This window comes from Streptomyces humi, assembly GCF_001005085.2.
GTDB lineage: Bacteria > Actinomycetota > Actinomycetes > Streptomycetales > Streptomycetaceae > Streptomyces > Streptomyces humi.
In genome coordinates this window covers 109,346-135,320 of record NZ_LBMU02000023.1, presented here as the reverse complement: position 1 = coordinate 135,320, position 25,975 = coordinate 109,346, and the positions used below count along the sequence as shown (strand labels likewise).

The window sequence follows — 25,975 nt, the reverse complement described above, 5'->3', positions numbered from 1 at the left end:
GGCGCCGGGGCCCGGCACGCGGGGTCGCCGCACGGCGCGGTCGCGTCCGTACGGCGGCCCGCGCCGCGGTCGCCGCCCGCCCTCAGGGCATGAGCTGGTACTCCGGGAAGTTCCCCGGCAGCCGCTCCCCCGCCGGGCCCTGGGTCACCGCCTTGACCAGGAGTTCCCCGCCCACGAACGCGCCCCGCCAGGACGCGCCGAAGCCGCCGAAGAGCTCGTCGCGGTCGCCGCGGGAGCGGGGCTTTCCGTGGCCGACCTTGAAGGCGCGGATCTGCGGGGCCAGGCGCGCGAAGGTGGCCTCGTCGTCGGTGGAGAGCGTGGCGACCAGCGCGCCGTTGGACGCGTTCATGGCGGCCAGCAGCTCCGCCTCCGTGTCGACGAGGACGATCGTGTCGACCGGGCCGAAGGGTTCCGCGTGGTGGAGCGGCGAGGAGGGGGGAGGGTTGAGGAGGGTGACCGGGTGGACGTACGACGAGGTGTCCTGGCCGGGCAGGAAGTGCGCGTCGGCCGGGCTGCCGCGGTGCAGCGGGACGGCGCCGCGGTCGACGGCCTCGGCCACCTGGTCGGTGAGGTCCTTCGCCTTGACCGCGTTGATCAGCGGCCCGAAGTCCAGTTCCGGGAGCGGGTCCCCGGGGTCGGCGACGGCGAGCGGGTGGCCGATGCGCAGGCCGCGGACCGCCGGCAGGTAGGCGGTGAGGAACGCGTCGAACAGCTCGCGCTGGACGACGAACCGCGGATACGCCGTGCAGCGCTGCTTGCCGTAGTCGAAGAGCCGTGGGACGGCGGCGGCGAACGCGGTGAAGTCGGTGAGGTTCCAGATGCCCCAGGTGTTGAGTCCCTCCTGTTCGAGTACGTGCCGTTTGCCCAGGTCGGCGACGGCGGTGGCCACCGCGGCACCGGTGTCCCGGCCGCCGACGAAGGAGACGCAGCCGATCTCGGGCGCCCGCACCAGCGCCTCGGACAGCTCTCCCCCGCTGCCGCTGAGCAGCGTGACCGGCAGGCCCTCCCGGGCGGCCAGCGCCACGGCCAGGGTGAGGCAGGCGACCCCGCCGTCGGTCGGGGTCTTCGCGACCACCGCGTTGCCCGCGAGAGCCTGGACCAGTACCGCGTGAACGAGCACGCTCATCGGGTAGTTCCAGCTGGCGATGTTGGACACCGGGCCGTCCAGCGGGACCCGCCCCGCCAGCATCGGTTCGATGCCGTCGACGTACCAGCGCACCCCGTCGACCGCCCGGTCCACGTCGGCCTGGGCGAGCCGCCAGGGTTTGCCGATCTCCCAGACCAGGAGCAGGGCGAGCAGTTCGCGGTGCTCGGCCAGCGCGTCCAGGGTGGCGGCCACCCGCGCCCGGCGCTCCGCCAGCGGGATGTGCCGCCAGGCTCGGTGCTGGTCGAGGCAGGCGCGCACGGCCCGCCGCGCGGTGTCCCGGTCGAGGCGTGGCGCGCCGGCGACGGGGCTGCCGTCCACGGGACTGGTGGCGGGCAGCGGCCTGCCGTCGGGACGCCAGCCGGCGGCCCAGAGATTGAGGACGCGGTCGTCCCGGAAGGCCTCGGGGGCGACGGCGAGACAGCGCGTCCAGGCGTCGTCCCAGCCGGTGCCGGGCTTGCGGACCAGATTCATGACCGGCCCCCCGCTGCCAGGACTTCCAGCACCAGCCGGGCCGTCCCGGTGGGTGTGCTCCCCACCCGCACCCCGGCCGCCTCCAGTGCCTCCTTCTTGGCCTGTGCGGTACCGGTGGAGCCGGAGACGATCGCCCCGGCGTGTCCCATGGTCCGGCCCTCCGGCGCGGTGAACCCGGCGATGTAGCCGACGACCGGCTTGCTGACGTGCTCCCGGATGTAGGCGGCGGCCCGCTCCTCCGCGTCGCCGCCGATCTCCCCTATGAGCACGACGAGTTCGGTGTCCGGGTCCTGCTCGAAGGCGGCCAGGCAGTCGATGTGACCGGTGCCGACGACCGGGTCACCGCCGATGCCGACGCAGGTGCTGAAGCCGATGTCCCGCAGTTCGTGCATGAGCTGGTAGGTCAGCGTGCCCGACTTGGAGACGAGTCCGATCCGGCCCGGCCTGGCGATGTCGGCCGGGATGATGCCCGCGTCGGACTGGCCGGGCGTGATCAGCCCGGGGCAGTTGGGTCCGATGATCCGGGTGCCCCGGGCACGGGCGTACGAGGTGAAGGCGACGGAGTCGTGGACCGGGATGCCCTCGGTGATGACCACCGCGAGGCCGATTCCGGCGTCGGCGGCCTCCAGCACCGCGGCCCTGGCGAAGGCCGGTGGCACGAAGACGACGGTGACGTCGGCGCCGGTGGCCCGTACGCCGTCGGCGACCGACCCGAAAACCGGCACGGTCCGCTCGTCGAACTGGACGGTCCGGCCCGCCTTGCGCGGGTTGACGCCCCCGACGACGTCGGTGCCGGCGGCGAGCATCCGCCGGGTGTGCTTCATGCCCTCGCCGCCGGTCATGCCCTGGACGAGGACCTTGCTCTCCTTGGTGAGATAGATCGCCATGTCCCGGCTCCTCAGGCGCTGTGGGCGAGTTCGGCGGCGCGGCGGGCGGCGCCGTCCATGGTGGTGGCCTGTTCGACCAGGGGATGCGCGCGGGCGTCGAGGATCGCCCGGCCGCGCGCCGCGTTGTTGCCGTCGAGGCGGACCACCAGGGGCTTGGTCAGCCGGACGGTGCCGAGGGCCTGGACGATGCCGTCGGCGACCGCGTCGCACGCCGTGATCCCGCCGAAGACGTTGACGAGGACGGACCTCACGTCGGGGTCGGAGAGGATCACGGCGAGTCCGTCGGCCATGATCCGGGCGGATGCCCCGCCCCCGATGTCCAGGAAGTCGGCGGGCCGCGCGCCGCAGCCGGCCACCGCGTCCAGGGTGGACATCACCAGGCCCGCGCCGTTGCCGATCACGCCGACCTCGCCGTCCAGCTTCACGTAGTTGAGGCCCTTCGCGGCGGCGGCCGCCTCCAGCGGATCGTGGTGCCCGGCACCGTCGGCTCCCCAACGGGCCTGTCGGAAGCGGGCGTTGTCGTCGAGGGTGACCTTGCCGTCGAGGGCCAGGATCTGGCCCTGCCGGGTGCGGACGAGCGGGTTCACCTCGACGAGCAGGGCGTCCTCGAGGACGAGTACGTCCCACAGGCGTACGAGCACGTCGACCGTCCGGGGCGGCAGTCCGGCGGCCGCCGCGATCTCGGCGGCCTTCGCCGACGTGACACCCCTGGCGGGGTCGACGGGGATGCGTGCCACCGCCTCGGGCCGGGCCGCGGCCACCTCCTCGATCTCCGTGCCGCCCTCGGCGGAGGCGATGGCGAGGAAGCCGCCGGCCGCCCGGTCGAGGACGTAGGAGACGTAGAACTCGGCCTCGATGTCGACGGGTCGGGCCAGCATCACCTTGCCGACGGTGTGGCCCTTGATGTCCATGCCGAGGATCTGACGGGTGGTCAGCTCCGCGGCAGCCGGGTCGGCGGCGAACTTCACGCCGCCCGCCTTGCCCCGGCCGCCGGTCTTCACCTGGGCTTTCACCACCACGCGCCCGCCGAGCCGGCGGGCGATCTCCCGCGCCTCCTTGGGCGAGTCGGTGACCTCGGCCCTCGGAACCGAGATGCCGTGTTCCTCGAAGAGTTCCCTTGCCTGGTGTTCGTACAGGTCCATTCCGGCTCCTGTCTCGAAAGTGCCGCACGCCCCCTGGACACCACCCACCGGATGCGGGATAACAAGGTTCATACAGTATTCGTCGACTGTATGCAATGTACCGAGACGGCATCCAACCCCCTACGAAGGGACAGGACTTCGCCATGCCCGACGACACCCAGGACGTCATATCCGGTGGTCATCTCGTTGCGAAGGCGCTGAAGGCCGAGGGGGTCGACCGCATCTACACCCTGTGCGGCGGCCACATCATCGACATCTACGACGGCTGCGTGGACGAGGGCATAGAAGTCGTCGACGTCCGCCACGAGCAGGTGGCCGCCCACGCAGCCGACGGCTACGCGCGCGTCACCGGCAAGCCGGGGTGCGCGGTCGTCACCGCCGGCCCCGGCACGACCGACGCCGTCACCGGGGTGGCCAACGCCTTCCGCGCGGAGTCCCCGATGCTCCTGATCGGCGGCCAGGGCGCGCTCACCCAGCACAAGATGGGCTCGCTCCAGGACCTGCCGCACGTCGACATGATGGCGCCGATCACCAAGTTCGCGGCGACCGTCCCGGACACCGCGCGCGCCGCCGACATGGTGTCGATGGCGTTCCGCGAGTGCTACCACGGCGCGCCCGGACCGTCCTTCCTGGAGATCCCCCGTGACGTCCTGGACGCCAGGGTCCCGGCGGACAGGGCGCGCGTACCCAAGAGCGGCGGCTACCGGGCCTCCACCCGCTCCGCCGGCGACCCCGAGGCGATCGAGAAGCTCGCCGACCTCCTCGTGCACGCCGAGAAGCCTGCCGTCCTGCTGGGCAGTCAGGTCTGGACGACCCGGGGCACCGCGGCCGCCATCGACCTCGTACGCACCCTGAACGTCCCGGCGTACATGAACGGCGCGGCGCGCGGCACCCTGCCGCCCGGCGACCCGCACCACTTCCAGCTGTCCCGCCGGTACGCCTTCGCCAACGCCGACGTCATCGTGATCGTCGGCACGCCCTTCGACTTCCGGATGGGCTACGGCAAGCGCCTGTCCCCCACCGCGACCGTCGTGCAGATCGACCTCGACTACCGCACGGTCGGCAAGAACCGGGACATCGACCTCGGGATCGTCGGGGACGCCGGACTGGTCCTGAAGTCGGTGACGGAGGCCGCCTCGGGCCGGGTGAACGGCGGGGCCTCCCGGCGCAAGGAGTGGCTGGACGAGCTGCGCGCCGCCGAACAGACCGCGCTGGAGAAGCGGCTGCCGAGCCTGCGGTCGGACGCGTCCCCCATCCACCCGTACCGCCTGGTGAGCGAGATCAACGACTTCCTCACCGAGGACTCGATCTACATCGGCGACGGCGGTGACATCGTCACCTTCTCCGGGCAGGTCGTCCAGCCCAAGTCGCCGGGCCACTGGATGGACCCGGGCCCGCTCGGCACCCTCGGCGTCGGCGTCCCCTTCGTGCTCGCCGCCAAGCAGGCCCGCCCCGACAAGGAGGTGGTCGCCCTGTTCGGCGACGGCGCCTTCTCGCTCACCGGCTGGGACTTCGAGACCCTGGTCCGCTACGACCTCCCCTTCGTCGGGATCGTCGGCAACAACTCCTCGATGAACCAGATCCGTTACGGCCAGGCCGCCAAGTACGGCAGGGAACGCGAGCGGATCGGCAACACCCTCGGGGACGTCCACTACGACAGGTTCGCCCAGCTGCTGGGCGGTCACGGCGAGGAGGTCCGCGACCCCGCCGACATCGGACCCGCGCTGCGCCGGGCCCGCGAGTCGGGCAAGCCGTCGCTGATCAACGTCTGGGTCGACCCGGACGCGTACGCCCCCGGAACCATGAACCAGACCATGTACAAGTGAGGTGAACGCCGATGACCGCCAAGGCACTTGAGGGCATTCGCGTCCTCGACATGACCCACGTCCAGTCGGGCCCGTCCGCCACCCAGCTGCTCGCCTGGCTCGGTGCGGACGTCGTCAAGCTGGAGGCGCCGACCGGTGACATCACCCGCAAGCAGCTGCGGGACCTCCCGGACGTCGACTCCCTCTACTTCACGATGCTCAACTGCAACAAGCGGAGCATCACGCTCAACACCAAGACCGAACGCGGCAAGGAGATCCTGGCGGAGCTGATCCGGCGCTCGGACGTCATGGTCGAGAACTTCGGGCCGGGCGCGGTGGACCGGATGGGGTTCACCTGGGACCGCATCAAGGAGCTCAACCCCCGGATCGTGTACGCCTCCATCAAGGGGTTCGGGGACGGCCCGTACACCGGCTTCAAGGCCTACGAGGTCGTCGCCCAGGCGATGGGCGGCTCGATGTCGACCACCGGCTTCGAGGACGGACCGCCGCTGGCCACCGGGGCGCAGATCGGTGACTCGGGCACCGGTGTGCACACCGTCGCCGGGATCCTGGCGGCGCTCCTCCAGCGGGAGCGCACCGGACGCGGCCAGCGCGTCAACGTGGCGATGCAGCACGCCGTGCTCAACCTCTGCCGGGTCAAGCTCCGCGACCAGCAGCGGCTCGCCCACGGCCGGCTCGCGGAGTACCCGAACGAGGACTTCGGCGACGAGGTGCCCCGCTCCGGCAACGCGTCCGGGGGCGGCCAGCCCGGCTGGGCGGTCAAGTGCGCACCCGGCGGCCCCAACGACTACGTCTACGTGATCGTGCAGCCCGTCGGCTGGCGGCCCATCACCGGACTCATCGGCCGGCCGGAACTCGCGGACGACCCCGAGTGGGCCACCCCGGAGGCCCGGCTGCCCAAGCTCAGCAAGATGTTCCAGCTGATCGAGGAGTGGTCCTCGACACTCCCCAAGTGGGAGGTCCTGGAACGGCTCAACGCCCACAACATCCCGTGCGGGCCGATCCTCTCCACCAAGGAGATCATCGAGGACGAGTCGCTGGTCGCCAACGAGATGGTGGTCACCGTCCCGCACCCCGAGCGCGGCGAGTTCGTCACCGTCGGCAGCCCCCTCAAGCTCTCCGACTCCCCGGTGGACGTGACCAGTTCGCCGCTCCTGGGCGAGCACAACGAAGAGGTCTACATCGGCGAACTGGGCCTCGGCGACGAGGAGCTGCACCTGCTCAAGTCGAACGGAGTGATCTGACGTGATGGCAGAGGACCGGGAGCTGCGGGTCCGTGCGCTCCTCGACTCCGTGCGCGCGCAGGGCCGTGCCGCGCTCACCGCGCCCGAGGGCAAGGTGATCGCCGACGCGTACGGGATCGCCGTACCGGGCGAGGAGCTGGCCACCGACGTGGACGAGGCGGTGGCGTACGCCGCGCGCTTCGCCGGACCGGTGGTCATGAAGATCGTGTCGCCGGACATCCTGCACAAGACCGACGCGGGCGGGGTGGTCGTCGGCGTCGAGGGCGCGGCGGACGTGCGCGCGGCCTTCCACCGGATCATCGAGAACGCGCGCGGCTACGACGCCGAGGCTCGCATCGAGGGCGTCCAGGTCCAGGAGCTGCTGCCGAAGGGCACGGAGGTGATCGTCGGCGCGGTCACCGACCCGACCTTCGGGAAGGTCGTCGCGTTCGGGCTCGGCGGGGTGCTGGTCGAGGTGCTGAAGGACGTGACCTTCCGGCTGGCGCCCGTCTCCGCCGACGAGGCGCTGTCCATGCTGGACTCCGTCAAGGCCGCCGAGGTGCTGCGCGGGGTACGCGGACAGGCCGGGGTGGACCGCTGGGCGGTCGCCGAGCAGATCCGCCGGGTCTCCCAACTGGTCGCGGACTTCCCGGAGATCGCCGAGGTGGACCTCAACCCGGTGATCGCCACCGCGGAGGGCGCGGTCGCCGCCGACATCCGGATCATCCTCGCGGACCAGCAGCCGCCACCGCGCCGGAAGTACACCCGCGACGAGATCCTGGAGACCATGCGCCGGCTGATGCGGCCGCGCTCGGTCGCCGTGATCGGCGCCTCCAACGAGGCCGGGAAGATCGGCAATTCGGTGATGCGCAACCTCGTCGACGGCGGCTTCGCCGGCGAGATCCATCCGGTGAACCCCAGGGCCGATGACATTCTGGGCCGCAAGGCGTACAAGAGTGTCACGGACGTTCCCGGTGAGGTGGATGTGGCCGTCTTCGCCATTCCCGCCAAGTTCGTCGCGGCGGCGCTGGAGGAGGTGGGCCGGAAGAAGATCCCCAACGCCGTCCTGATCCCCTCCGGTTTCGCGGAGACCGGCGAGCAGGAGCTCCAGGACGAGATCGTCGCGATCGGCGAGCGCCACGGAATCCGGATCCTCGGCCCCAACATCTACGGCTACTACTCCACCTGGCAGGACCTGTGCGCCACGTTCTGCACGCCGTACGACGTGAAGGGCGGGGTGGCGCTGACGTCCCAGTCGGGCGGGATCGGGATGGCGATCCTCGGCTTCGCCCGCACCACGAAGACCGGGGTGTCGGCGATCGTCGGCCTCGGCAACAAGTCGGACCTGGACGAGGACGACCTGCTGACCTGGTTCGGCGAGGACCCGCACACCGAGTGCATCGCGATGCACCTGGAGGACCTCAAGGACGGCCGCGCGTTCGTCGACGCGGCACGGAACACCGTGCCGAAGAAGCCTGTCGTGGTCCTGAAGGCGGGCCGTACGGCGGCCGGTGCCAGGGCGGCCGGTTCGCACACCGGCGCGCTCGCGGGCGACGACGCGGTGTACGACGACATCCTGCGGCAGGCGGGCGTGATCCGCGCGCCGGGCCTGAACGACATGCTGGAGTACGCCCGTGGCCTGCCGGTGCTGCCCACCCCGCGGGGCGACAACATCGTGATCATCACGGGGGCGGGCGGCAGCGGCGTGCTGCTGTCGGACGCCGTGACGGACAACGGGCTGTCCCTGATGGAGATCCCGCCGGACCTTGACGAGGCGTTCCGGCGTTTCATCCCGCCGTTCGGCGCCGCCGGCAACCCGGTGGACATCACGGGCGGCGAGCCGCCGTCCACGTACGAGGCGACGATCCGGCTGGGACTCGAGGACCCGCGGATCCACGCCCTCGTCCTCGGCTACTGGCACACCATCGTCACCCCGCCGATGGTCTTCGCCGAACTGACGGCCCGCGTGGTCGCGGAGTTCCGGGAGCGGGGCGTCGAGAAGCCGGTCGTCGCCTCGCTCGCGGGGGACGTCGAGGTCGAGGAGGCCTGCCAGTACCTGTACGAGCGGGGGGTCGTGGCGTACCCGTACACGACCGAACGGCCGGTGGCCGTGCTGGGCGCCAAGTACCGCTGGGCGCGGGCGGCCGGGCTGCTGGGGGGCGCGTCATGACGTAGCCGAGGAAGGGGCCGGCCGGCGGAGCGCGTCCCCGGCCGGCCCCGGGACCCGTGCGCGCACGAAAGGCATTGGACAGGGGGCGCTGGCCAGAACTTTCGACGCAAGGGGTGCTGAGCGAACATGTCATCCATCGATCTAACGGCGTCCGTCCCCTTCAGGGAGGTGACGGACCGCAACGGCCGCAGATACCGGATCGGCGAGACAGACGTCGATCTCATGGGCCGGACGAGGAAGTGGATGGTCGTCCTGCCCTGGGTGGGCATGATGGGCATCAGCTCCGCCGAGTACGCGTTCACGTCGGCGGAGGAGACGCTGCACCAGGCGCATCTGTGGAGCAGCGGGCACATCTTCTGGCTGATGGGCGTCTGGGTGTTCTTCCAGGCGGCCGTGGCCTTCCCGGCCGGGCAGCTGCGGGAGAGCGGCCGGCTGCCCGCCCGTACCGCGATGCTGATCGGCGCGGCCGGCACACTGCTGGGCTATCTGGCGCTGGCGTTCGCGCCGAACGTGGTGGTCGCCTACCTCGGCTTCGGCATGTGCAGCGGTATCGGCGCCGGCCTGGTCTACGCGACCTGCGTGAACATGGTCGGCAAGTGGTACCCGGAACGCAAGGGCGGCAAGACCGGCTTCGTGAACGGCGGTTTCGCCTACGGGTCCGTGCCGTTCGTCTTCCTCTTCACCTCGGTGCTCGACCTGAGCAACTACAAGGCCGTCCTGTCCGCGGTCGGCGTCGGACTGTGCCTGGTGGTGGCGTCGGCCGGCTGGTTCTTCAAGGACCCGCCGAAGAACTGGTGGCCGCCGCACGTCGACCCGCTGAGGGTCACTCAGGACCCGGGGATCAGGCGGGCGTTGGAGAAGAACCCGCCCGCGGTGAAGCAGTACACCCCCAAGGAGGCCGCCCGTACTCCCGTCCTGTGGATGATGTGGTTCTGTCTGCTCTGCACGGCCGGCATCAACATCTTCGGCATCGCCTTCCAGGTGCCGTTCGGCAAGGACATGGGGTTCGCCGGCGGGATCGTGGCCACGGCCATGTCCTTGAAGGCCATCGTCAACGGCACCGGCCGCGGGGTCATCGGCTGGATCTCGGACCGGTACGGCCGCCGCAGCACCCTCGTCATCGTCTGTGTCGTCCTCGGCACGGCCCAGTTCGGGGTGCTGGTCTCCGGCCAGCTGCACAGCATGCCGTTCTTCCTGTTCTGCTCCATGGTCTCCGGGTTCGGCGGCGGGGCGATCTTCCCGCTCTTCGCGGCCATGACGGCGGACTACTTCGGTGAGAACAACAACGCCACCAACTACGGGATGGTCTACAGCTCCAAGCTGATATCCGGCCTGGTGGGCTCCGGTCTGGGCGCGGTCGTCGTCGGTGAGTGGGACTACCACGGCGCGTTCGTCCTCGCGGGCTCAGTCGGCCTGGCCTCCGCAGTGCTGGCTCTCTTCCTCAAGGCACCGGGCAGGCCCAGCGCCCGGCGCATCGTCCCCAACCCGCATCCGCTCGGCGAGGAGATGGCGTGACATGACGGCAGACCCTGTAGCCACGAACAGCACCGGCACCGGACGGCTCCCGTACCGCGAGGTCACGGACGCCCGCGGCCGTGTCTACCGGATCGGCGAGACCGACCGGGACATCCTCGGCCACTCCCGGAACATCATGGTGTACCTCCCCTGGATCGCCATGATGGCCATCAGCGTCTTCGAGTACGCGTACGGCTCCGCCGAGGACACCCTGTCCCACGCGCACGGCTGGACGCAGTCCAACACCTTCTGGATCCTGAGCGTCTGGGTGTTCTTCCAGGCCGGCATCGCCTTCCCGGCGGGCTGGCTGCGCGAGAAGGGCATCCTCACGGCACGGCGTGCCATGTACACCGGCTCGGGCATGTGCCTGATCGGTTTCCTGGCCCTCTCCCACATCAGCGAGATCTGGCTGGCGATCATCGGTTTCGGCGTGATCGGCGGCCTCGGCTCCGGCCTGGTGTACGCGACCTGCATCAACATGGTCGGCAAGTGGTTCCCCGAACGCCGGGGCGCCCGCACGGGCTTCGTGAACGGTGGCTTCGCCTACGGCTCGCTGCCCTTCATCTTCATCTTCAACTACGCCTTCGACACGGCGAACTACCACCGCGTCCTGGACCTCATCGGCGCCTACGTGATGGTCGTGGTCCTGGTCACCGCGTTCTTCTTCAAGGACCCGCCGAAGAACTGGTGGCCGGCCGACATCGACCCGCTCACGCACTCGGGGGGCTCGAAGACCACGACGGCGCTCGCCAAGAACCCGCCCGCGGTACGCCAGTTCACCCCCAAGGAGGCGATCCGCACCGGCATGCTCCCGCTGATGTGGATCTCCATCGTCATGACGGCCGGCGTCTCGATCTTCGGCATCTCCTTCCAGGTCGACTTCGCGAAGGACGTCGGCTTCGGCCCCCTGGTGGCGGCCTCCTCCATGGGCGTGATGGCGGTGATCAACGGGGTCGGCCGGGGCGTGGTCGGCTGGCTCTCCGACCGTCTGGGCCGCAAGCCGACCCTGGTCTTCGTGATACTCGTCCTGGGCCTCGCGCAGTTCGGCGTGATCTGGGCCGGCGACCTGAAGAGCGAGTGGCTGTTCCTGTTCTTCGCCTTCCTCTCCGGCTTCGGCGGCGGCGCCTTCTACCCCCTCTTCGCCGCCCTCACCCCGGACTACTTCGGCGAGAACTACAACGCCACCAACTACGGCCTCGTCTACAGCGGCAAGCTGGTCAGCGGCCTCTTCGGCGGCGGCCTGGGCTCCATGGTCGTCGGAGCCTGGGGCTACAACGGCGCGTACGCCCTGGCGGGCGGGGTGTCGATGGTGGCGGCGGCGATAGCCCTGCTGCTCCGCCAGCCGGGCCGGGCAACGGGCACGAGCGCGACAGCGGGGGCGGTGCAGCCGCAGACCGCGACCTGAACGCCTCCCCCGCCCCGCGCGCACCCCTCCGGCGACCGGATCCGACCGGCCGCCGGGGGCGTCCCGCTGTGCCGGCCAGGGTCCGCCCGCCGGAGGGGGCGTCCCGCTGTGCCGGCCAGGGTCCGCCCGCCGGAGGGGGCGTCCCGCTGTGCCGGCCAGGGTCCGCCCGCCGGAGGGGGCGTCCCGCTGTGCCGGCCAGGGTCAGGACCTCGCGCGCTCGTGGTACGAGCGGCGGGTGTGCTCCGTGTGTTCGCGCATCAGGGTGGTGGCGAGCTGTTCGTCCCGGGAGGTGATCGCCGCGATCAGCGCACGGTGTTCGATCCAGGACTGGCGGCCGCGCTGGCGGGCCACCGGCGTGTAGTACCAGCGGACCCGGCGGTCGACCTGAGCGGCGAGTCCGGCGAGGACCGTGTTGCCGGCCAGGTCCATGATCTTGGCGTGGAACGCGGCGTTCAGGGCGACCGCCGTGTCCACGTCGTCCGCGGCGACCGCCCGCTCGCCCTCGGCGCACAGGGACTCCAGCGCGGCCACTCCCGCGCTGCCCGCGTTGGCCGCCGCCAGCCGGGCGGCCTCCGCCTCCAACAGGGTGCGCACCGTGAGGAGTTGGTCGGCCTCCGCCTCCGTCGGCTCGTGCACGAAGGCGCCCTGCGCGGGCCGCAGGTCCACCCAGCCCTCGGTGTTCAGGCGTTGCAGCGCCTCGCGCACCGGCTGCCGGGAGACGCCCAGGTGGCCGGCGAGTTCGCTCTCGACGAGGTGCTGGCCGGGCTGGAGGGCGCGGGTGGTGATGAGTTCGAGCAGCGCCTCGTACACGCGGTCGCGGAGCGGGCCGGGGCGTTCGAGCTTCGGCACCGCGCCCTGCGGCAGTCCGGCAGACAACATCGGGTCCCCCTTCGGCAGACACCCGTACACGCGGACACTCAGTATCGATTGTCTTTCGTCTACAGTCTACGGTGCCCAAAGGCCAGGGGAAGCGGGAATCGGGCGCCTCACGGAGCGGCACGCGCCCCTCGGCCGACCCCTCAGGGGCAGCCCCTCGGCCGACCCTCAGGGGCCAGCCCCTCGGCCGACCCCTCAGGGGCAGCGCACGACCTGACCGGCGTACGACAGGTTGCCGCCGAAGCCGAACAGCAGGACGGGGTCGCCGGCCGAGACGCTGCCTCGTTCGACCAGCTTGGACAGGGCCAGCGGGATGCTGGCCGCCGACGTGTTGCCGGACTCGGTGACGTCCCGCGCGACGACCGCGTTCACCGCTCCGATCTTCTGCGCGAGCGGCTCGATGATCCGCAGGTTGGCCTGGTGCAGGACGACGGCCGCCAGGTCGGCGGGGGCGATCCCGGCCTTCTCGCAGGCGCGCCGGGCGATGGGCGGCAGCTGGGTGGTGGCCCAGCGGTAGACGCTCTGGCCCTCCTGGGCGAACCGCGGCGGGGTGCCCTCGATGCGCACGGCGTGGCCCATCTCGGGGACGGATCCCCACAGCACCGGCCCGATCCCGGCCTCCTCGCCCGGCCCGCACGCCTCGACCACGGCCGCGCCCGCCCCGTCGCCGACCAGTACGCAGGTCGTACGGTCGGTCCAGTCCGTCACCTCGGACATCTTGTCGGCGCCGATCACCAGCGCACGGGTGGCGGCGCCCGCCCGGACCGTGTGGTCGGCGGTGGCGAGCGCGTGCGTGAAGCCGGCGCAGACCACGTTGACGTCCATCGCGGCGGGCCCCGGGACACCCAGCCGGGCGGCGACCCGTGCGGCCATGTTCGGGGAGCGGTCGATCGCGGTGGAGGTGGCGACCAGGACCAGGTCGATGTCCGCCGGGGTGAGGCCGGCGGCGGCGAGGGCCTTGGCCGCGGCGTGCGCGGCCAGTTCGTCGACGGGTTCGTCGGGGCCCGCGATGTGCCGGGTGTCGATGCCCACCCGGCTGCGGATCCACTCGTCACTGGTGTCGACCATGCTCGCCAGGTCCTCGTTGGTGAGTACCTTCGCGGGCTGGTAGTGGCCGACGGCGGCGATGCGCGAGCCGTTCATGGGTGGTGGGTCCCCCTCGTTGCCTCGGTGTGGGCCCACCAGTCTGTTCAGTGACTCACGGGTACGACGGCACGTAAGGCCACAGGAAACGGGCGCCCGAGTTGTCGGCTTCTTGCAGACTCCCGGACGCCCGAACATGCTTCCGCTTCAGCCGTTGAACAGCTGTGTGGCCTTCTGTACGAGTTCGTACACGCCGTAGGCGAAGGGCGCGCCCACCCAGAGCCAGGCCACGGCGATCAGCCAGCGGCGGTCGGGCTCAGGCCGGCTGCTGTCGTTCGACATCGACTGCCTCCCTCGGTGCGGGGATGTGGTGGCGGGCGTTGACGGGCCGGACGAGCTCGTTGGCGACGAAGCCGACGACCAGCAGCCCGATCATGATGCCGAAGGACAGGGTGTACAGGTCGGAGCCGTGTTTGCCGGCGTCCTTCTGGTGGTCGGCGATCCAGTTGACGATCAGCGGCCCGAGCACGCCGGCCGTGGACCAGGCCGTGAGCAGCCGGCCGTGGATGGCGCCGACCTGGTAGGTGCCGAACAGGTCCTTCAGGTAGGCGGGGACGGTCGCGAAGCCGCCGCCGTAGAAGGAGAGGATCACCAGCGCGCAGAGGATGAACAGCGGCTTGGAGGAGTCCCCGAACAGGGCGATGAGCAGGTACATCAGGGCGCCGACGCCGAGGTAGACGCGGTAGATGTTCTTGCGGCCGATCAGGTCGGAGGTGGAGGACCAGCCGATGCGGCCCGCCATGTTGGCGGCGGACAGCAGCGCGACGAACCCGGCCGCCGCGGAGACCGACACCGGGGTGGAGCTCCCGGCGAAGAAGTCCGTGATCATCGGGGCGGCCTTCTCCAGGATGCCGATGCCCGCGGTCACGTTCATGCAGAGCACGACCCACAGGCACCAGAACTGGGGGGTGCGGATCGCGTTGTTCGCGGAGACCTGTACGCCCTCGAAGGCGCTCGGCGCGTCCACGACGGGCTTCTCGGTGCGCGGGACACGGATCAGCAGTACTCCGAGGGTCATGAACACGGCGTACGAGAGGCCGTGCACCAGGAAGGCCAGCGCGATGCCATCGTTGTCACTGCCGAAGGACGAGAGCATCTGCGAGGACCAGGGCGAGGCGATCAGCGCGCCGCCGCCGAAGCCCATGATGGCGATGCCGGTGGCCATGCCGGGCCGGTCCGGGAACCACTTGATCAGCGTGGAGACGGGTGAGATGTAGCCGATGCCCAGGCCGATGCCGCCGACGAAGCCGTAGCCGAGGACGATCAGCCAGAACTGCTTCGTCTCGGCGCCGAGCGCGGAGATCAGGAATCCGGAGGAGAAGCAGATCAGGGCCACCGTCATGGCCCAGCGCGGTCCGTTGCGCTCGACGAGGGTGCCGCCGAACGCGGCCGACAGCCCGAGCATCACGATCGCGAGCTGGAAGGGCAGCGCGCTCTCGGTGCCGCTCAGGTTCAGCGCGGATTCGAGCGGCGGCTTGAACACGCTCCAGGCGTAGGCCTGGCCGATGGAGAGATGGACGGCGAGAGCGGCGGGCGGGACGAGCCAGCGGCTCCAGCCCGGCGGTGCTACAGGGGGGCTGCTCATGAGACCCGGACGGTACGGCCCCGCACGGTAGTTGAGAACCCAACGGTTCGATCGTATGCGGTGAGCGGTATCCAGAATGCGCCGAACGGTCATGGTCGGGACCCTTGTCGGGCTCAAGTCCATACTGTAGACAATATTTCGTCGACACGATTCGGCCGCCCGTCGGCCGCCTCCGCGGTATCCCTCAAACCGAACGGAGTGTTCCGTGAAAGTCGCAGTCCTCGGCGCCGGTGCGATCGGCGCCTATGTCGGTGCCGCGCTCCACCGCGCGGGCGCCGACGTGCACCTCATCGCCCGTGGACCCCACCTGGTGGCCATGAGGCAGTACGGAGTACGGGTGCTGAGCCCGCGCGGCGACTTCACCGCGCACGCCCACACCACCGACGACCCGGCCGAGGTCGGCCCGGTCGACTACGTCTTCCTGGGCCTGAAGGCGAACGCGTACGCGGCGTGCGGGCCGCTGATCGAGCCGCTGCTGCACGAGCGCACGGCGGTGGTCGCGGCCCAGAACGGCATCCCCTGGTGGTACTTCCACCGGCACGGCGGCCCGTACGACGGCCACCGCGTCGAGAGCGTCGACCCGGGCGGCGCGGTCAGCGCCGTACTCGCCCCCGAACGGGCCGTCGGCTGCGTGGTCTACGCGGCGACCGAACTCGAGGCACCCGGCGTGGTACGGCACTTGGAGGGCACCAGGTTCTCGATCGGCGAACCCGACCGCTCCGTGTCCGCCCGCTGTCTGCGGTTCGGCGAGGCCATGCAGGCAGGCGGCCTGAAGTGCCCGGTGGAGCCGGACCTGCGCAACGACATCTGGCTCAAGCTGCTCGGCAACATCTCCTTCAACCCGATCAGCGCGCTGGCCCGCGCCACCATGCGGCAGATGTGCCTGCACGGCGGCACCCGGCGGGTCATCGAGATCATGATGCGCGAGACGCTCGACGTCGCCGAGGCGCTCGACTGCGAGGTCGGCGTCTCCATCGAACGTCGGCTCGCGGGCGCCGAGAAGGTCGGCGACCACCGCACCTCCACCCTCCAGGACCTGGAGCGCGGCAAGCCGCTGGAACTCGACGTGTTGCTCGCGGCCGTCGTCGAACTGGCGGAGATCACCGGCGTCCAGGTGCCCACCCTGCGCACCGTGCACGCCATCTCGGACCTGCTCGCGCTGAGGAGCGCCGCATGAGGCAACGGCAGCACCGGACGTACACCCGGCTCACCCACCCGCTGGTCCGGGACTCCCGCGACGAGCCGTTCCGGCAGGCGGGCTGGGAGGAGGCCCTGGACCGGGCGGCCCGCGGTCTGGCGGCGGCCCGCGGCGCCTTCGGCATGTTCTCCTGCGCCCGCGCCACCAACGAGATGAACTACGTGGCGCAGAAGTTCGCCCGGGTGGTGATGGGCACCAACAACGTCGACTCCTGCAACCGGACCTGCCACGCCCCGAGCGTCGCCGGTCTCTCCGCCGCCTTCGGCTCCGGCGGCGGCACGTCCTCGTACGAGGAGATCGAGCACACCGACGTCATCGTGATGTGGGGCTCCAACGCCCGCTTCGCGCACCCGATCTTCTTCCAGCACGTGCTGAAGGGGATCAGGAACGGCGCCCGGATGTACGCGGTCGACCCGCGCCGCACCTCCACCGCCGAGTGGGCGGAGAGCTGGCTCGGGCTGAACGTCGGCACGGACATCCCGATGGCGCACGCGATCGGCCGCGAGATCATCCACGCGGGGCTCGCCAACCAGGCGTTCGTCGAGCGGGCGACCACCGGCTTCGCGGAGTACCGGGCGCTCGTCGAGCCGTGGACGCTGTCGCTCGCGGAGAAGGTCACGGGCGTTCCGGCGCGTGCGATAAGGGAGTTGGCGCACGCCTACGCCCGCGCCGAGCGCGCCCAGCTGTGCTGGACGCTCGGCATCACCGAACACCACAACGGCACCGACAACGTCCGCGCCCTGATCAACCTCTCCCTCCTCACCGGCCAGGTCGGCCGGTACGGCGCCGGGTTGCAGCCGCTGCGCGGCCAGAACAACGTGCAGGGCGGGGGCGACATGGGCGCGATCCCGAACCGCCTGCCCGGCTTCCAGGACATCCTCGACCCCGGCGTCCGGCTGAAGTTCGAGTCGGCCTGGGACACCGTCATCCAGCCGCACTACGGGCTGAACCTCACCGAGATGTTCGAGGCGATGGAGGAGGGCACGCTGAAGGCGGTCTACTGCATCGGCGAGAACCCCGCCCAGTCGGAGGCCGACAGCGAGCAGGCGGTACGACGGCTGCGGGCCCTGGACTTCCTCGTCGTCCAGGACATCTTCCTCACCCGGACGGCCGAACTGGCCGACGTCGTCCTGCCCGCGACCGCCGGCTGGGCGGAGACCGAGGGCACCACGACCAACAGCGAGCGCCGGGTGCAGCGGGTGCGCCGGGCCGTGACCCCGCCCGGCGCGGCCCGCGAGGACATCGACATCATCTGCGGACTGGCGGCCCGGCTCGGCCACGACTGGAAGTACGCCGACGCGGAGGCCGTCTGGAACGAACTGCGGTCGGTCTCCCCGGACCACTACGGGATGACGTACCAGCGGCTCGCCGAGCAGCACGGCATCCAGTGGCCCTGCCCCAGCACCGACCGTCTCGAACCGCCCTATCTGCACGGCAGGTTGTGGGAGAGGGACCCGGCGGAGCGCGGGGCGCCGGCCCCCTTCGGTCTGGTCCGGCACGACCCTCCGGTCGACCTCACCGACGAGGAGTACCCGCTCCGGCTCACCACGGGCCGGCGCCTCGACTCGTACAACACCGGTGTGCAGAGCGGTGGTTACGCCTCCCCGTTGCGGCGCGGCGAGTACCTGGAGCTGTGCCCGGAGGACGCCGAGCGGTACGGGGTGGTCGTCGGCGAGGAGGTGCGGGTCTCCTCGCGGCGGGGCGCGGTGGTGGCACCGGTGTGGATCGACCCCGCGCTGCGGCCCGGCCTCGCCTTCATGACCATGCACTTCCCCGACGAGGTGGACACCAACCAGCTGACCATCGAGGCCAACTGCCCGATCGCGGGGACGGCGGAGTTCAAGGCGTCGGCGATCCGCATCGACAAGCTCCCGGTCGCGACCATCGTGAGGTGACGCAAGTGGACCTGCACTTCGGCGACAGCAAACCGACCGACGACGAACGGGCCGCCGTGGACGCCCTGCTGGGCCCTCCCGAGTCCTCGTGGGAGGGCGCGGACCGCTCGGACGCGGACCTGCGGTGGGCGCGGGGCGGGCGGGAGGCCCGCGACCGCCGGGACCTGCTGCTGCCGGGACTGCACGCGCTCAACGACCGGATCGGCTGGATCAGCGAGGGCGCCCTCGGCTACCTGTGCCGCCGGCTGACGGTTCCCCCGGCCGAGGCGTACGGGGTCGCCACCTTCTACTCGATGTTCTCCGTCCGGCCGCGCCCGGCGACCGTCCTGCACGTCTGCACGGACCTGGCGTGCGCGACGGCGGGAGCGGCCGAACTGCTCGCCGGCACGGAGGAGAACCTGGGCGCGGGAGAGGACGGCGGCACAGGAGGAGGGCACGGCGAAGAAGAAGACGGCGACAGCGGCGCAGGAGACGGCGGCGACAGCGGAGAGAGGCGCGGCGCAGGAGACGGCGGCGACAGCGGAAAGGGACGCGGCGCAGGAGCGCGCGGCGGTGTCAGGGTCGAGCGCAGCCCCTGTCTCGGGCTCTGCGAACGGGCCCCGGCCGCCCTCGCGATCCGGGCGGGGGATCCGGTGCGCACCGCCGTGTCGGCCCCGGCGACGACCGGGACGGCCGTCCTCGCGGCCGTCGCCCCGGACTCGTCCCCTGAGGAACCGCGGGCCGCCGCGGCCGTACCCCAGGCCGGGCAGGAGGGTCTGATCCTGTTGCGGCGGGTGGGCGTGGTCGACCCGTCGTCCCTCGACGACTACCGCGCCCACGGCGGCTACATGGCCCTGCGCCACGCCTTCGCCCTGGGCCCCGCCGGGGTCATCCGCGAGGTGACCGACTCCGGTCTGGTCGGGCGCGGCGGTGCCGCCTTCCCCACCGGCCGCAAGTGGCAGGCGACGGCGGCCCAGCCGGACCGTCCGCACCACCTGGTCTGCAACGCCGACGAGTCTGAGCCGGGCACCTTCAAGGACCGCGTGCTGCTGGAGGGCGACCCGTACGCCCTGGTCGAGGCGATGACGATCGCGGGGTACGCGATCGGCGCGCACCGGGGGTTCCTCTACATCCGCGGTGAGTACCCGCGGGCGACCCGCCGGATCCGGCACGCGGTCGAGCAGGCGCGCGCCCGTGGCTTCCTCGGCGACGACGTCCTCGGTCAGGGCTTCGCCTTCGACATCGAGATCCGGCGCGGTGCCGGGGCGTACATCTGCGGTGAGGAGACGGCCCTGTTCAACTCCATCGAGGGGTTCCGGGGCGAGCCGCGTTCGAAGCCGCCGTTCCCGGTGGAGCAGGGGCTCTTCGGGAAGCCGACGGTCGAGAACAACGTGGAGACGCTGGTCAACGTCCTGCCGATCCTGACCATGGGCGCCCCGGCGTACGCGGCGATCGGGACGGCTAAGTCCACCGGCCCCAAGCTGTTCTGCGTGTCGGGGAGCGTCGACCGGCCCGGTGTGTACGAGCTCCCGTTCGGCGCCACCCTCGGCGAGCTGCTCGAACTGGCCGGGGGCAGGGACGGGTTGCGGGCGATCCTGCTGGGCGGGGCGGCCGGCGGCTTCGTACGGCCGGACGAACTCGCCATCCCGCTCACCTTCGAAGGCACCCGCGAGGCGGGCACCACCCTCGGCTCGGGCGTGGTCATGGCCTTCGACGACAGCGTGCCCCTCCCCCGGCTGCTGCTGCGCATCGCCGAGTTCTTCCGGGACGAGTCCTGCGGACAGTGCGTGCCCTGCCGGGTCGGGACGGTCCGGCAGGAGGAGGCACTGCACCGGATCGTGACGCGGACCGGTGCCGCGGCGGCCTCCGACATCACGCTGCTGCGCGAGGTCGGCCGGGCCATGCGGGACGCCTCGATCTGCGGTCTCGGCCAGACCGCCTGGAACGCCGTGGAGTCCGCCATCGACCGTCTGGGGGCGTACGCATGACCGTCACACCGCTGGGGATACCGCGCCGGCTGCTGGAGTTCACGATCGACGGGGAGACGGCGCGGGTCCCGGAGGGTGCCACGATCCTGGACGCCTGCCGGGCGGCCGGGACGGACGTCCCGACCCTGTGCGAGGGCGACACCCTGCGCCCGAAGAACGCCTGCCGGGTGTGCGTGGTGGAGGTGGAGGGGTCCCGGACGCTGGTGCCCGCCTGCTCGCGCAGGGCGGAGCCGGGGATGGTGGTCCGCACCGGCACCGAACGCGTCCGGCACAGCCGCAGGATCGTGCTGGAACTGCTGGCGTCCTCGGTGGACCTGTCGACGACGCCCCGGGTCGCCGACTGGATCAAGGAGTACGAGGCGAAACCGGACCGCTTCGGGCCCGGCGCGGCCCGCGTCGACGAGGAACCCAGGATCGACAACGAGCTGTACGTGCGCGACTACGGTAAGTGCATCCTGTGCTACAAGTGCGTGGACGCCTGCGGCGACCAGTGGCAGAACAGTTTCGCCATCTCCGTGGCCGGGCGTGGCTTCGACGCCCGGATCGCCGTCGAGCACGACGCCCCGCTGACCGACTCGGCATGCGTGTACTGCGGGAACTGCGTGGAGGTGTGCCCCACCGGGGCGCTGTCGTCCAAGTCGGAGTTCGACATGCGGGCGGCGGGTACCTGGGACGAGTCGCGGCAGACGGAGACGACCACCGTGTGCGCGTACTGCGGTGTGGGCTGCAACCTCACGCTCCATGTGCAGGACAATGAGATAGTCAAGGTCACCTCGCCGCACGACAACCCGGTGACCCACGGCAATCTCTGCATCAAGGGCCGTTTCGGCTACCAGCACGTACAGAACCGGGGCTGATCAGGACATGGGACGAGTCACGGAACGACGCAAGGTCATCCGGATCCGCGACGGAGCGGTCTCCGCCCGGCCGGACACGCTCGTCGCCGAGGAACCGCTGGAGATCAGGCTCAACGGGAAACCGCTGGCGATCACGATGCGCACGCCCGGCGACGACTTCGCGCTGGCGGCCGGTTTCCTGGTGAGCGAGGGCGTCCTGGCGGACGCCGGCGACCTCCAGAACATCGTCTACTGCGCGGGTGCGACGGCCGACGGCTCCAACACGTACAACGTGGTCGACGTGCGCACCACCCCGGGCGTCGAGCTCCCCGACTTCACACTGGAACGGAACGTGTACACGTCCTCGTCCTGCGGGCTCTGCGGCAAGGCGAGCCTCGACGCGGTGCGTACGACGACTCGCTGGCCGATAGCCGACACTCCCCCGGTCCGGGTCACGCCCGAACTGCTCGCGAGCCTCCCCGACCGGCTCCGCGCGGCGCAGCGGGTGTTCGACCGGACCGGGGGGCTGCACGCGGCGGCCCTGTTCACGGAGGGCGGGGAACTGCTGGACGTCCGGGAGGACGTGGGCCGGCACAACGCGGTGGACAAACTGGTCGGGCGGGCCCTGAAGAACGGCGATCTGCCGTTGTCCCGCACCGTCCTGCTGGTCTCCGGGCGGGCCTCCTTCGAGCTGGCGCAGAAGGCCGTGATGGCGGGCATCCCGGTGCTCGCGGCGGTCTCGGCGCCGTCGTCGCTGGCGGTGGACCTGGCGGCGGAGACCGGTCTGACGCTGGTCGGCTTCCTGCGGGGCAGCAACATGAACGTGTACGCGGGCGAGGACCGCATCGCTCTGCGGGCCGCGGCCGCCCAGGGCTGACCGGTTCCCCGCGTCACGGCGGCGGGGCCCCGACCGGCGGGGAGCGCCCCCTGCGCCGCAGGGGCCCCGCCTCAGTCGGGTGCCGCGACAGCCACCGCGGCCGCGGCGAACGCGGCGACGAGCGGGGAGCGGCGGCCCGCCGCCCAGGCCAGCAGCACCCGGTCGGGTTCGGCGTCGACGACGGGGACGTAGACGATGTCCGGGCGGGAGTACTGCTCGGCGGCCGAGCGCGGCACCATCGTGATGGCGACGCCCGCGGCCACGCACTCGAACTTCTCCTCGATGGTGCGCAGCGGAAGGTCACCGGGGCGGGGGTCGTTGTAGCGGATCCACTGCTCGCCGTCGAGGTCGGCGAGTGAGATCTCCTGTTTCCCGGCGAGCCGGTGCCGGTCCGGGAGCATGGCCACCCGGGGCTCGCCGTACAGGGGGCGCAGTTCGAGTCCGTCCGGCCGGATCGGCTGCCGTACGTAGGCGATGTCGACGGTGCCGTCGAGGATCAGCTGCTCCTGGTCGTCCCACTCGACCCGGCGGGCGTTGGCCTCGATGTCCGGGTGCTCGGCGGTGAAGGCGCGCAGGGCCCGGGTGACGACGACACCGGCGCGGAAGCCGACGACCAGCCGCCGTCTGCCGCGCGCGGCCTGGGAGGCGCGGCGCCGGGCGCCGTCGGCGGCGGCCAGCAAGGGCCGGGCGTCCTCTAGGAACTGGTCCCCGGCGCCGGTCAACGTCACGCCGTGGCTGTCGCGTACGAACAGCTCGGCCCCCAAGTCCTTCTCCAGCGCGCGGATCTGGCGGCTGAGGACGGGCTGGGCGATGTGCAGCCGCTCGGCGGCCCGGCCGAAGTGGAGGAGTTCGGCGACCGCCACGAAGTAGCGGACCTTGCGCAGGTCCAGGTCCATGACCGCACCTCTCTGCGACACCGGCGATGTCCTCAGGGTATCGCCGACGCCGGAAGAGGTCTTGGACGGGCGGTGCGGTGGGGCCGCAGCCTTGAACCGTCCGCACACCAGCGGTCATTCCAACGGTTCGCGCCAACGGTTCGCGCCGGAAGTCTTCGGAAGAGAGGATCCGCCATGGATCTGCAAGGACAGCGTGTCGTCGTCATCGGGGGCACGTCGGGCATCGGGCTCGCGGTCGCCGGGGGCGCCGCGCGGGAGGGCGCGCGGGTGGTGGTCGCCTCACGCCGTCGGGAGAACGTGGACGCGGCGCTGAAGGTGCTGCCCGAGGGCGCCGAGGGCGGGGTGCTGGACGCCGGGGACGAGGAGGCGGTGCGCGGCTTCTTCGCGGGCGTCGGAGCCTACGACCACCTGGTGTACACGGCGGGTGACGCGTTGCTGCTGGAGACCGTGGCCGCCACGGACCTGGCGGCGGCCCGGAGTTTCCTGGACACCCGGCTGTGGGGTGCGTACACGGCGGTGAAGCTCGGGGCCGGGTCGATCCGCCCCGGCGGGTCGGTGGTGCTGACCACGGGCACGGCCGGACGCAGGCCGCTGCCGGGTTCCAGCGTGGCATCGGCGCTGTGCGGGGCGATGGAGTCGCTGACCCGGGCGCTGGCCGTGGAACTGGCGCCGCTGCGGGTGAACGTCGTCTCACCGGGGATCGTACGGACGGAGCTGTGGCGGGAACTGCCGGAGGCCGACCGGGAGGGGCTGTTCCGGGCCTCCGCCGGGTCGCTGCCGGTGGGACGGGTCGGCGAGCCGGCGGATGTGGCGGAGGCGTACCTGTATCTGATGCGGGGCGGGTACAGCACCGGTTCGGTGGTGGTGGTGGACGGCGGCGGGACGCTGGTCTGAGCGGTCAGGCGCGGGTGAGGCGGACTCCGGCGGCGGTCACCACCGTGCCCAGGCGCGGGAAGTCGAGCCGCACGGACGCGTCGTGCTCGGCGGCCGTGAGGGCGGCCATGGCGTCCTCGACGAAGACGAGGTCATAGCCGAGGTCGGCGGCGGCGCGGGCGGTGGACTCGACTCCGAGGTTGGTGGCGATACCGCCGAACACCAGCCGGGTGACGCCCAGCCGGCGCAGCGTGGCGTCGAGGTCGGTGCCCTGGAAGCCGCCGATCGTGCGCTTCACGATCTCCACGTCCCCTTCTTTCCTCAGTCCCGCCACCAGCGCGCTGCCCGGCGGCTGCTCGGCGAGCGAGGGGCGCTCCACCCGGATGAGCACGACGGGGGCGCCGGCCGTGCGGAAGGCGGCGGCCAGTTCCTCGGCGGCGTGCAGGACTTCGGTGCCCTTGCGGGGCTCCAGGGGCAGCGCGACGATGCGGTCCATCAGGTCGACGAGGACTAGGGCGGTGCGCGTCGGGTCGAGCGCCAGGGGTGCGGTCATGACGGAACGTTAGCCGTCATGAGCCGTCCGTACCGGAAATCCGGATCAACAGGCCCGTGAACTGGTCTCGTTCGGCGGCCGACAGCGGGGCGAGCAGGGTGTCGTTGGCCGCGCGGGCCGCCTCTTCGCAGCGGGCGAGCAGGCGGCCGCCCTCGTCGGTGAGGGAGACCGCGTTCTTGCGGCGGTCCGCGGGGTCGGGCGCGCGCACCACGAGCGCGGCGGACTGGAGGTCGTTCAGGACGCCGACCAGGTCCTTCGGGTCCAGGCCGACGGACCGGCCGAGGTCGGCCTGGGCCACGGGGGCGAGGTCGCGTACTGCGGAGAGGACCACGTGGTGCCACATCCGCATGCCGTGCTCGGCGAGCGCCTCGGCGACGAGGGCGCGGCCGCGGGCGGCGGCCCGGCCGAGCAGCCAGCTGGGCAGGGAGCGGATGGCGGGGAGAGGGGCTTCGGACATGGGGGCAGCGTAGCCACATGTCCATGGGCACCCCCAACGAAAAATCGTTGGACTCACCCACGACTTCGCCTTATCGTTGGGACTCCCCATGAATCTGTCGCTTCACGGAGGTGCGATGCGTCGCGTCCGGTACGAGTCCACCGGCGGCCCCCTGTTCCTGGAGGAGGCCCCGGTCCCCGAGCCCGGCCCCGGTGAGCTGCTGGTCCGCTGCGAGGCGGTCGGGGTCACGCTGCCGGTGGTCCGCAAGGTCGCCGAGGCGGCGGAGCCGATCGCGCTGGGCGGTGAGATCGCCGGTGCGGTGGTGGCCGTCGGCGCGGGAGCCACCCGGTTCCGCACCGGCGACCGGGTCACGGGCCTGTGCTTCGGCCACGGCTACGCCGACTACGCCGTCCTGCACGAGGCGATGGCCTCCGCCGTACCCGGGACCGCCTCCGCCGTCGAGGCGGTCGCTCTGGTCCGCGGCGGCCTGGTCGCCCTCGGCGCGCTTGCCGCGGCCCGTCCCGCACCGGGCGAGACCGCCCTCGTCACGGCCGCCGCGAGCGGGGTCGGCCACCTCGCCGTCCAGCTGGCCCGCGCCCGGGGAGCGGGCCGGGTCGTGGCCGCCGTCTCCGACCCGGCGAAAGCCCCCTTCGTCCGCTCCCTGGGCGCCGACGCGGTGGTGGCGTACACCGACGCGGACTGGGGCACCCCGGCCGACTACGTCCTCGACGCGGTCGGCGGCGACCTGCTCACCCCGGCCCTCGCCGCACTGGCACCCGGCGGCCGGCTGGTGGCGTACAGCTCGGGCGGCGGCACGATCCAGGCGTACGACCTGCTGGTCGGCGCCAAGTCGGTGACCGGTTTCCAGATGGCCCTGATCGCCCGCGAGCAGCCGACCCGGTACGAGGCCTGGCGTCAGGAACTGTGGCGCCTGTTCGCACGGGGAGCGGTCCGGCCGGCCGTGCACGCGGAGTTCGCACTGACGGACGCGGCGCGGGCCCACGAGGCCGTCGAGTCACGGGCCAACCTGGGCAAGGTCGTGCTGCGCCCGTGA

Annotated in this window: 22 protein-coding genes; 12 read left to right on the top strand and 10 right to left on the bottom strand. The window is 71.6% G+C overall.

Going from position 1 to position 25,975, the window contains the following annotated elements; translation table 11 throughout:
- Nucleotides 1-82 precede the first annotated feature (82 nt).
- From AAW13_RS09755 to sucC, 3 genes are read right to left on the bottom strand one after another with little or no spacing between them, the layout of a single operon-like run.
- A complete protein-coding gene (locus AAW13_RS09755) occupies nucleotides 83-1,618 on the bottom strand; it encodes an aldehyde dehydrogenase family protein (RefSeq protein ID WP_046730806.1) in 1,536 nt (511 codons plus the stop codon).
- The gene (sucD, locus tag AAW13_RS09750) at nucleotides 1,615-2,505 is read right to left on the bottom strand and encodes a succinate--CoA ligase subunit alpha (RefSeq protein WP_046730807.1); all 891 of its coding nucleotides are present in this window, start codon (nucleotides 2,503-2,505) and stop codon (nucleotides 1,615-1,617) included. The genes AAW13_RS09755 and sucD overlap by 4 nt, the downstream gene beginning before the upstream one ends.
- Before the next feature lie 11 nt (nucleotides 2,506-2,516).
- Nucleotides 2,517-3,647: an ADP-forming succinate--CoA ligase subunit beta gene (gene sucC, locus AAW13_RS09745; protein WP_046730808.1), complete on the bottom strand. Its 1,131-nt coding sequence runs from the start codon at nucleotides 3,645-3,647 to the stop codon at nucleotides 2,517-2,519.
- Between the two features lie 143 nt (nucleotides 3,648-3,790).
- Here sucC and AAW13_RS09740 point away from each other — a divergent pair, with 143 nt between their 5' ends.
- From AAW13_RS09740 to AAW13_RS09720, 5 genes are all read left to right on the top strand, one after another.
- Nucleotides 3,791-5,473, top strand: a complete 1,683-nt coding sequence (locus AAW13_RS09740; protein ID WP_046730809.1) for a thiamine pyrophosphate-binding protein — start codon at nucleotides 3,791-3,793, stop codon at nucleotides 5,471-5,473.
- Between the two features lie 11 nt (nucleotides 5,474-5,484).
- Nucleotides 5,485-6,717 carry a formyl-CoA transferase gene (gene frc, locus AAW13_RS09735; RefSeq protein ID WP_046730810.1) on the top strand — a complete coding sequence of 411 codons (1,233 nt, stop codon included), beginning with the start codon at nucleotides 5,485-5,487 and terminating at the stop codon, nucleotides 6,715-6,717.
- A gap of 4 nt (nucleotides 6,718-6,721) precedes the next feature.
- A complete protein-coding gene (locus AAW13_RS09730) occupies nucleotides 6,722-8,866 on the top strand; it encodes an acetate--CoA ligase family protein (RefSeq protein ID WP_046730822.1) in 2,145 nt (714 codons plus the stop codon).
- Between the two features lie 126 nt (nucleotides 8,867-8,992).
- The gene (locus tag AAW13_RS09725; protein ID WP_046730811.1) at nucleotides 8,993-10,381 is read left to right on the top strand and encodes an OFA family MFS transporter; all 1,389 of its coding nucleotides are present in this window, start codon (nucleotides 8,993-8,995) and stop codon (nucleotides 10,379-10,381) included.
- A gap of 1 nt (nucleotide 10,382) precedes the next feature.
- Nucleotides 10,383-11,786, top strand: a complete 1,404-nt coding sequence (locus AAW13_RS09720) for an OFA family MFS transporter (protein ID WP_046730812.1) — start codon at nucleotides 10,383-10,385, stop codon at nucleotides 11,784-11,786.
- A gap of 201 nt (nucleotides 11,787-11,987) precedes the next feature.
- Here the strand turns inward: AAW13_RS09720 and AAW13_RS09715 are convergent, their stop codons facing one another.
- The 4 genes from AAW13_RS09715 to AAW13_RS09705 all read right to left on the bottom strand — a co-directional run bounded on the left by AAW13_RS09715 (nucleotide 11,988) and on the right by AAW13_RS09705 (nucleotide 15,390).
- Nucleotides 11,988-12,665 carry a GntR family transcriptional regulator gene (locus AAW13_RS09715; protein ID WP_046730823.1) on the bottom strand — a complete coding sequence of 226 codons (678 nt, stop codon included), beginning with the start codon at nucleotides 12,663-12,665 and terminating at the stop codon, nucleotides 11,988-11,990.
- Nucleotides 12,666-12,857: 192 nt separating this feature from the next.
- Nucleotides 12,858-13,805 carry a beta-ketoacyl-ACP synthase III gene (locus AAW13_RS09710; RefSeq protein ID WP_046730813.1) on the bottom strand — a complete coding sequence of 316 codons (948 nt, stop codon included), beginning with the start codon at nucleotides 13,803-13,805 and terminating at the stop codon, nucleotides 12,858-12,860.
- A 147-nt stretch (nucleotides 13,806-13,952) separates the two neighbouring features.
- Nucleotides 13,953-14,087, bottom strand: coding sequence for an MFS transporter small subunit (locus AAW13_RS47395; protein ID WP_268239940.1), 135 nt, complete (start codon nucleotides 14,085-14,087; stop codon nucleotides 13,953-13,955).
- Nucleotides 14,062-15,390 (bottom strand): OFA family MFS transporter, encoded by a 1,329-nt coding sequence (locus tag AAW13_RS09705; protein ID WP_046730814.1) that lies wholly within the window; start codon nucleotides 15,388-15,390, stop codon nucleotides 14,062-14,064. The genes AAW13_RS47395 and AAW13_RS09705 overlap by 26 nt, the downstream gene beginning before the upstream one ends.
- Before the next feature lie 205 nt (nucleotides 15,391-15,595).
- Here AAW13_RS09705 and AAW13_RS09700 point away from each other — a divergent pair, with 205 nt between their 5' ends.
- From AAW13_RS09700 to fdhD, 5 genes are read left to right on the top strand one after another with little or no spacing between them, the layout of a single operon-like run.
- The gene (locus AAW13_RS09700) at nucleotides 15,596-16,567 is read left to right on the top strand and encodes a 2-dehydropantoate 2-reductase (protein ID WP_046730815.1); all 972 of its coding nucleotides are present in this window, start codon (nucleotides 15,596-15,598) and stop codon (nucleotides 16,565-16,567) included.
- Entirely contained in the window at nucleotides 16,564-18,483 is a 1,920-nt protein-coding gene (locus AAW13_RS09695; RefSeq protein WP_046730816.1) for a molybdopterin oxidoreductase family protein, read from the top strand. Before AAW13_RS09700 ends, AAW13_RS09695 begins: the two co-directional genes overlap by 4 nt.
- 5 nt (nucleotides 18,484-18,488) lie before the next feature.
- Nucleotides 18,489-20,450: an NADH-ubiquinone oxidoreductase-F iron-sulfur binding region domain-containing protein gene (locus AAW13_RS09690; protein ID WP_046730817.1), complete on the top strand. Its 1,962-nt coding sequence runs from the start codon at nucleotides 18,489-18,491 to the stop codon at nucleotides 20,448-20,450.
- Nucleotides 20,447-21,307, top strand: a complete 861-nt coding sequence (locus AAW13_RS09685) for a 2Fe-2S iron-sulfur cluster-binding protein (protein WP_046730818.1) — start codon at nucleotides 20,447-20,449, stop codon at nucleotides 21,305-21,307. Before AAW13_RS09690 ends, AAW13_RS09685 begins: the two co-directional genes overlap by 4 nt.
- Nucleotides 21,308-21,314: 7 nt before the next feature.
- Nucleotides 21,315-22,163, top strand: coding sequence for a formate dehydrogenase accessory sulfurtransferase FdhD (fdhD, locus tag AAW13_RS09680; RefSeq protein WP_046730819.1), 849 nt, complete (start codon nucleotides 21,315-21,317; stop codon nucleotides 22,161-22,163).
- Between the two features lie 71 nt (nucleotides 22,164-22,234).
- Here the strand turns inward: fdhD and AAW13_RS09675 are convergent, their stop codons facing one another.
- Nucleotides 22,235-23,059 carry a LysR family transcriptional regulator gene (locus tag AAW13_RS09675; protein WP_046730192.1) on the bottom strand — a complete coding sequence of 275 codons (825 nt, stop codon included), beginning with the start codon at nucleotides 23,057-23,059 and terminating at the stop codon, nucleotides 22,235-22,237.
- A 174-nt stretch (nucleotides 23,060-23,233) separates the two neighbouring features.
- On the opposite strand from AAW13_RS09675, the gene AAW13_RS09670 reads away from it, so the two are divergent.
- On the top strand, nucleotides 23,234-23,953 hold the full coding sequence (locus tag AAW13_RS09670; RefSeq protein WP_046730191.1) for an SDR family oxidoreductase: 720 nt from the start codon (nucleotides 23,234-23,236) through the stop codon (nucleotides 23,951-23,953).
- Between the two features lie 4 nt (nucleotides 23,954-23,957).
- On the opposite strand, the gene AAW13_RS09665 is transcribed toward AAW13_RS09670, so the two are convergent.
- Together AAW13_RS09665 and AAW13_RS09660 are read right to left on the bottom strand one after the other, a co-directional pair.
- Nucleotides 23,958-24,485 (bottom strand): isochorismatase family protein, encoded by a 528-nt coding sequence (locus AAW13_RS09665; RefSeq protein WP_046730190.1) that lies wholly within the window; start codon nucleotides 24,483-24,485, stop codon nucleotides 23,958-23,960.
- 16 nt (nucleotides 24,486-24,501) lie between these two features.
- Nucleotides 24,502-24,942 carry a MarR family winged helix-turn-helix transcriptional regulator gene (locus AAW13_RS09660; RefSeq protein WP_046730189.1) on the bottom strand — a complete coding sequence of 147 codons (441 nt, stop codon included), beginning with the start codon at nucleotides 24,940-24,942 and terminating at the stop codon, nucleotides 24,502-24,504.
- Nucleotides 24,943-25,057: 115 nt separating this feature from the next.
- Between AAW13_RS09660 and AAW13_RS09655 the strand changes: the two genes are divergently transcribed.
- Complete coding sequence (locus AAW13_RS09655) at nucleotides 25,058-25,975, top strand: quinone oxidoreductase family protein (protein ID WP_046730188.1); 918 nt, start codon at nucleotides 25,058-25,060, stop codon at nucleotides 25,973-25,975.

Bases quoted from the DNA above. Each gene is read 5' to 3' on its own strand.
- AAW13_RS09730 (WP_046730822.1), top strand. From the start codon at position 6,722: ATGGCAGAGGACCGGGAGCTGCGGGTCCGTGCGCTCCTCGACTCCGTG.
- sucC (WP_046730808.1), bottom strand. From the start codon at position 3,647: ATGGACCTGTACGAACACCAGGCAAGGGAACTCTTCGAGGAACACGGC.
- AAW13_RS09715 (WP_046730823.1), bottom strand. From the start codon at position 12,665: ATGTTGTCTGCCGGACTGCCGCAGGGCGCGGTGCCGAAGCTCGAACGC.
- AAW13_RS09670 (WP_046730191.1), top strand. From the start codon at position 23,234: ATGGATCTGCAAGGACAGCGTGTCGTCGTCATCGGGGGCACGTCGGGC.
- AAW13_RS09685 (WP_046730818.1), top strand. From the start codon at position 20,447: ATGACCGTCACACCGCTGGGGATACCGCGCCGGCTGCTGGAGTTCACG.
- AAW13_RS09725 (WP_046730811.1), top strand. From the start codon at position 8,993: ATGTCATCCATCGATCTAACGGCGTCCGTCCCCTTCAGGGAGGTGACG.
- AAW13_RS09720 (WP_046730812.1), top strand. From the start codon at position 10,383: ATGACGGCAGACCCTGTAGCCACGAACAGCACCGGCACCGGACGGCTC.
- AAW13_RS09705 (WP_046730814.1), bottom strand. From the start codon at position 15,390: ATGAGCAGCCCCCCTGTAGCACCGCCGGGCTGGAGCCGCTGGCTCGTC.
- frc (WP_046730810.1), top strand. From the start codon at position 5,485: ATGACCGCCAAGGCACTTGAGGGCATTCGCGTCCTCGACATGACCCAC.
- AAW13_RS09695 (WP_046730816.1), top strand. From the start codon at position 16,564: ATGAGGCAACGGCAGCACCGGACGTACACCCGGCTCACCCACCCGCTG.
- AAW13_RS09655 (WP_046730188.1), top strand. From the start codon at position 25,058: ATGCGTCGCGTCCGGTACGAGTCCACCGGCGGCCCCCTGTTCCTGGAG.
- sucD (WP_046730807.1), bottom strand. From the start codon at position 2,505: ATGGCGATCTATCTCACCAAGGAGAGCAAGGTCCTCGTCCAGGGCATG.
- AAW13_RS09660 (WP_046730189.1), bottom strand. From the start codon at position 24,942: ATGTCCGAAGCCCCTCTCCCCGCCATCCGCTCCCTGCCCAGCTGGCTG.
- AAW13_RS47395 (WP_268239940.1), bottom strand. From the start codon at position 14,087: ATGTCGAACGACAGCAGCCGGCCTGAGCCCGACCGCCGCTGGCTGATC.
- AAW13_RS09740 (WP_046730809.1), top strand. From the start codon at position 3,791: ATGCCCGACGACACCCAGGACGTCATATCCGGTGGTCATCTCGTTGCG.
- AAW13_RS09710 (WP_046730813.1), bottom strand. From the start codon at position 13,805: ATGAACGGCTCGCGCATCGCCGCCGTCGGCCACTACCAGCCCGCGAAG.
- fdhD (WP_046730819.1), top strand. From the start codon at position 21,315: ATGGGACGAGTCACGGAACGACGCAAGGTCATCCGGATCCGCGACGGA.
- AAW13_RS09665 (WP_046730190.1), bottom strand. From the start codon at position 24,485: ATGACCGCACCCCTGGCGCTCGACCCGACGCGCACCGCCCTAGTCCTC.
- AAW13_RS09675 (WP_046730192.1), bottom strand. From the start codon at position 23,059: ATGGACCTGGACCTGCGCAAGGTCCGCTACTTCGTGGCGGTCGCCGAA.
- AAW13_RS09755 (WP_046730806.1), bottom strand. From the start codon at position 1,618: ATGAATCTGGTCCGCAAGCCCGGCACCGGCTGGGACGACGCCTGGACG.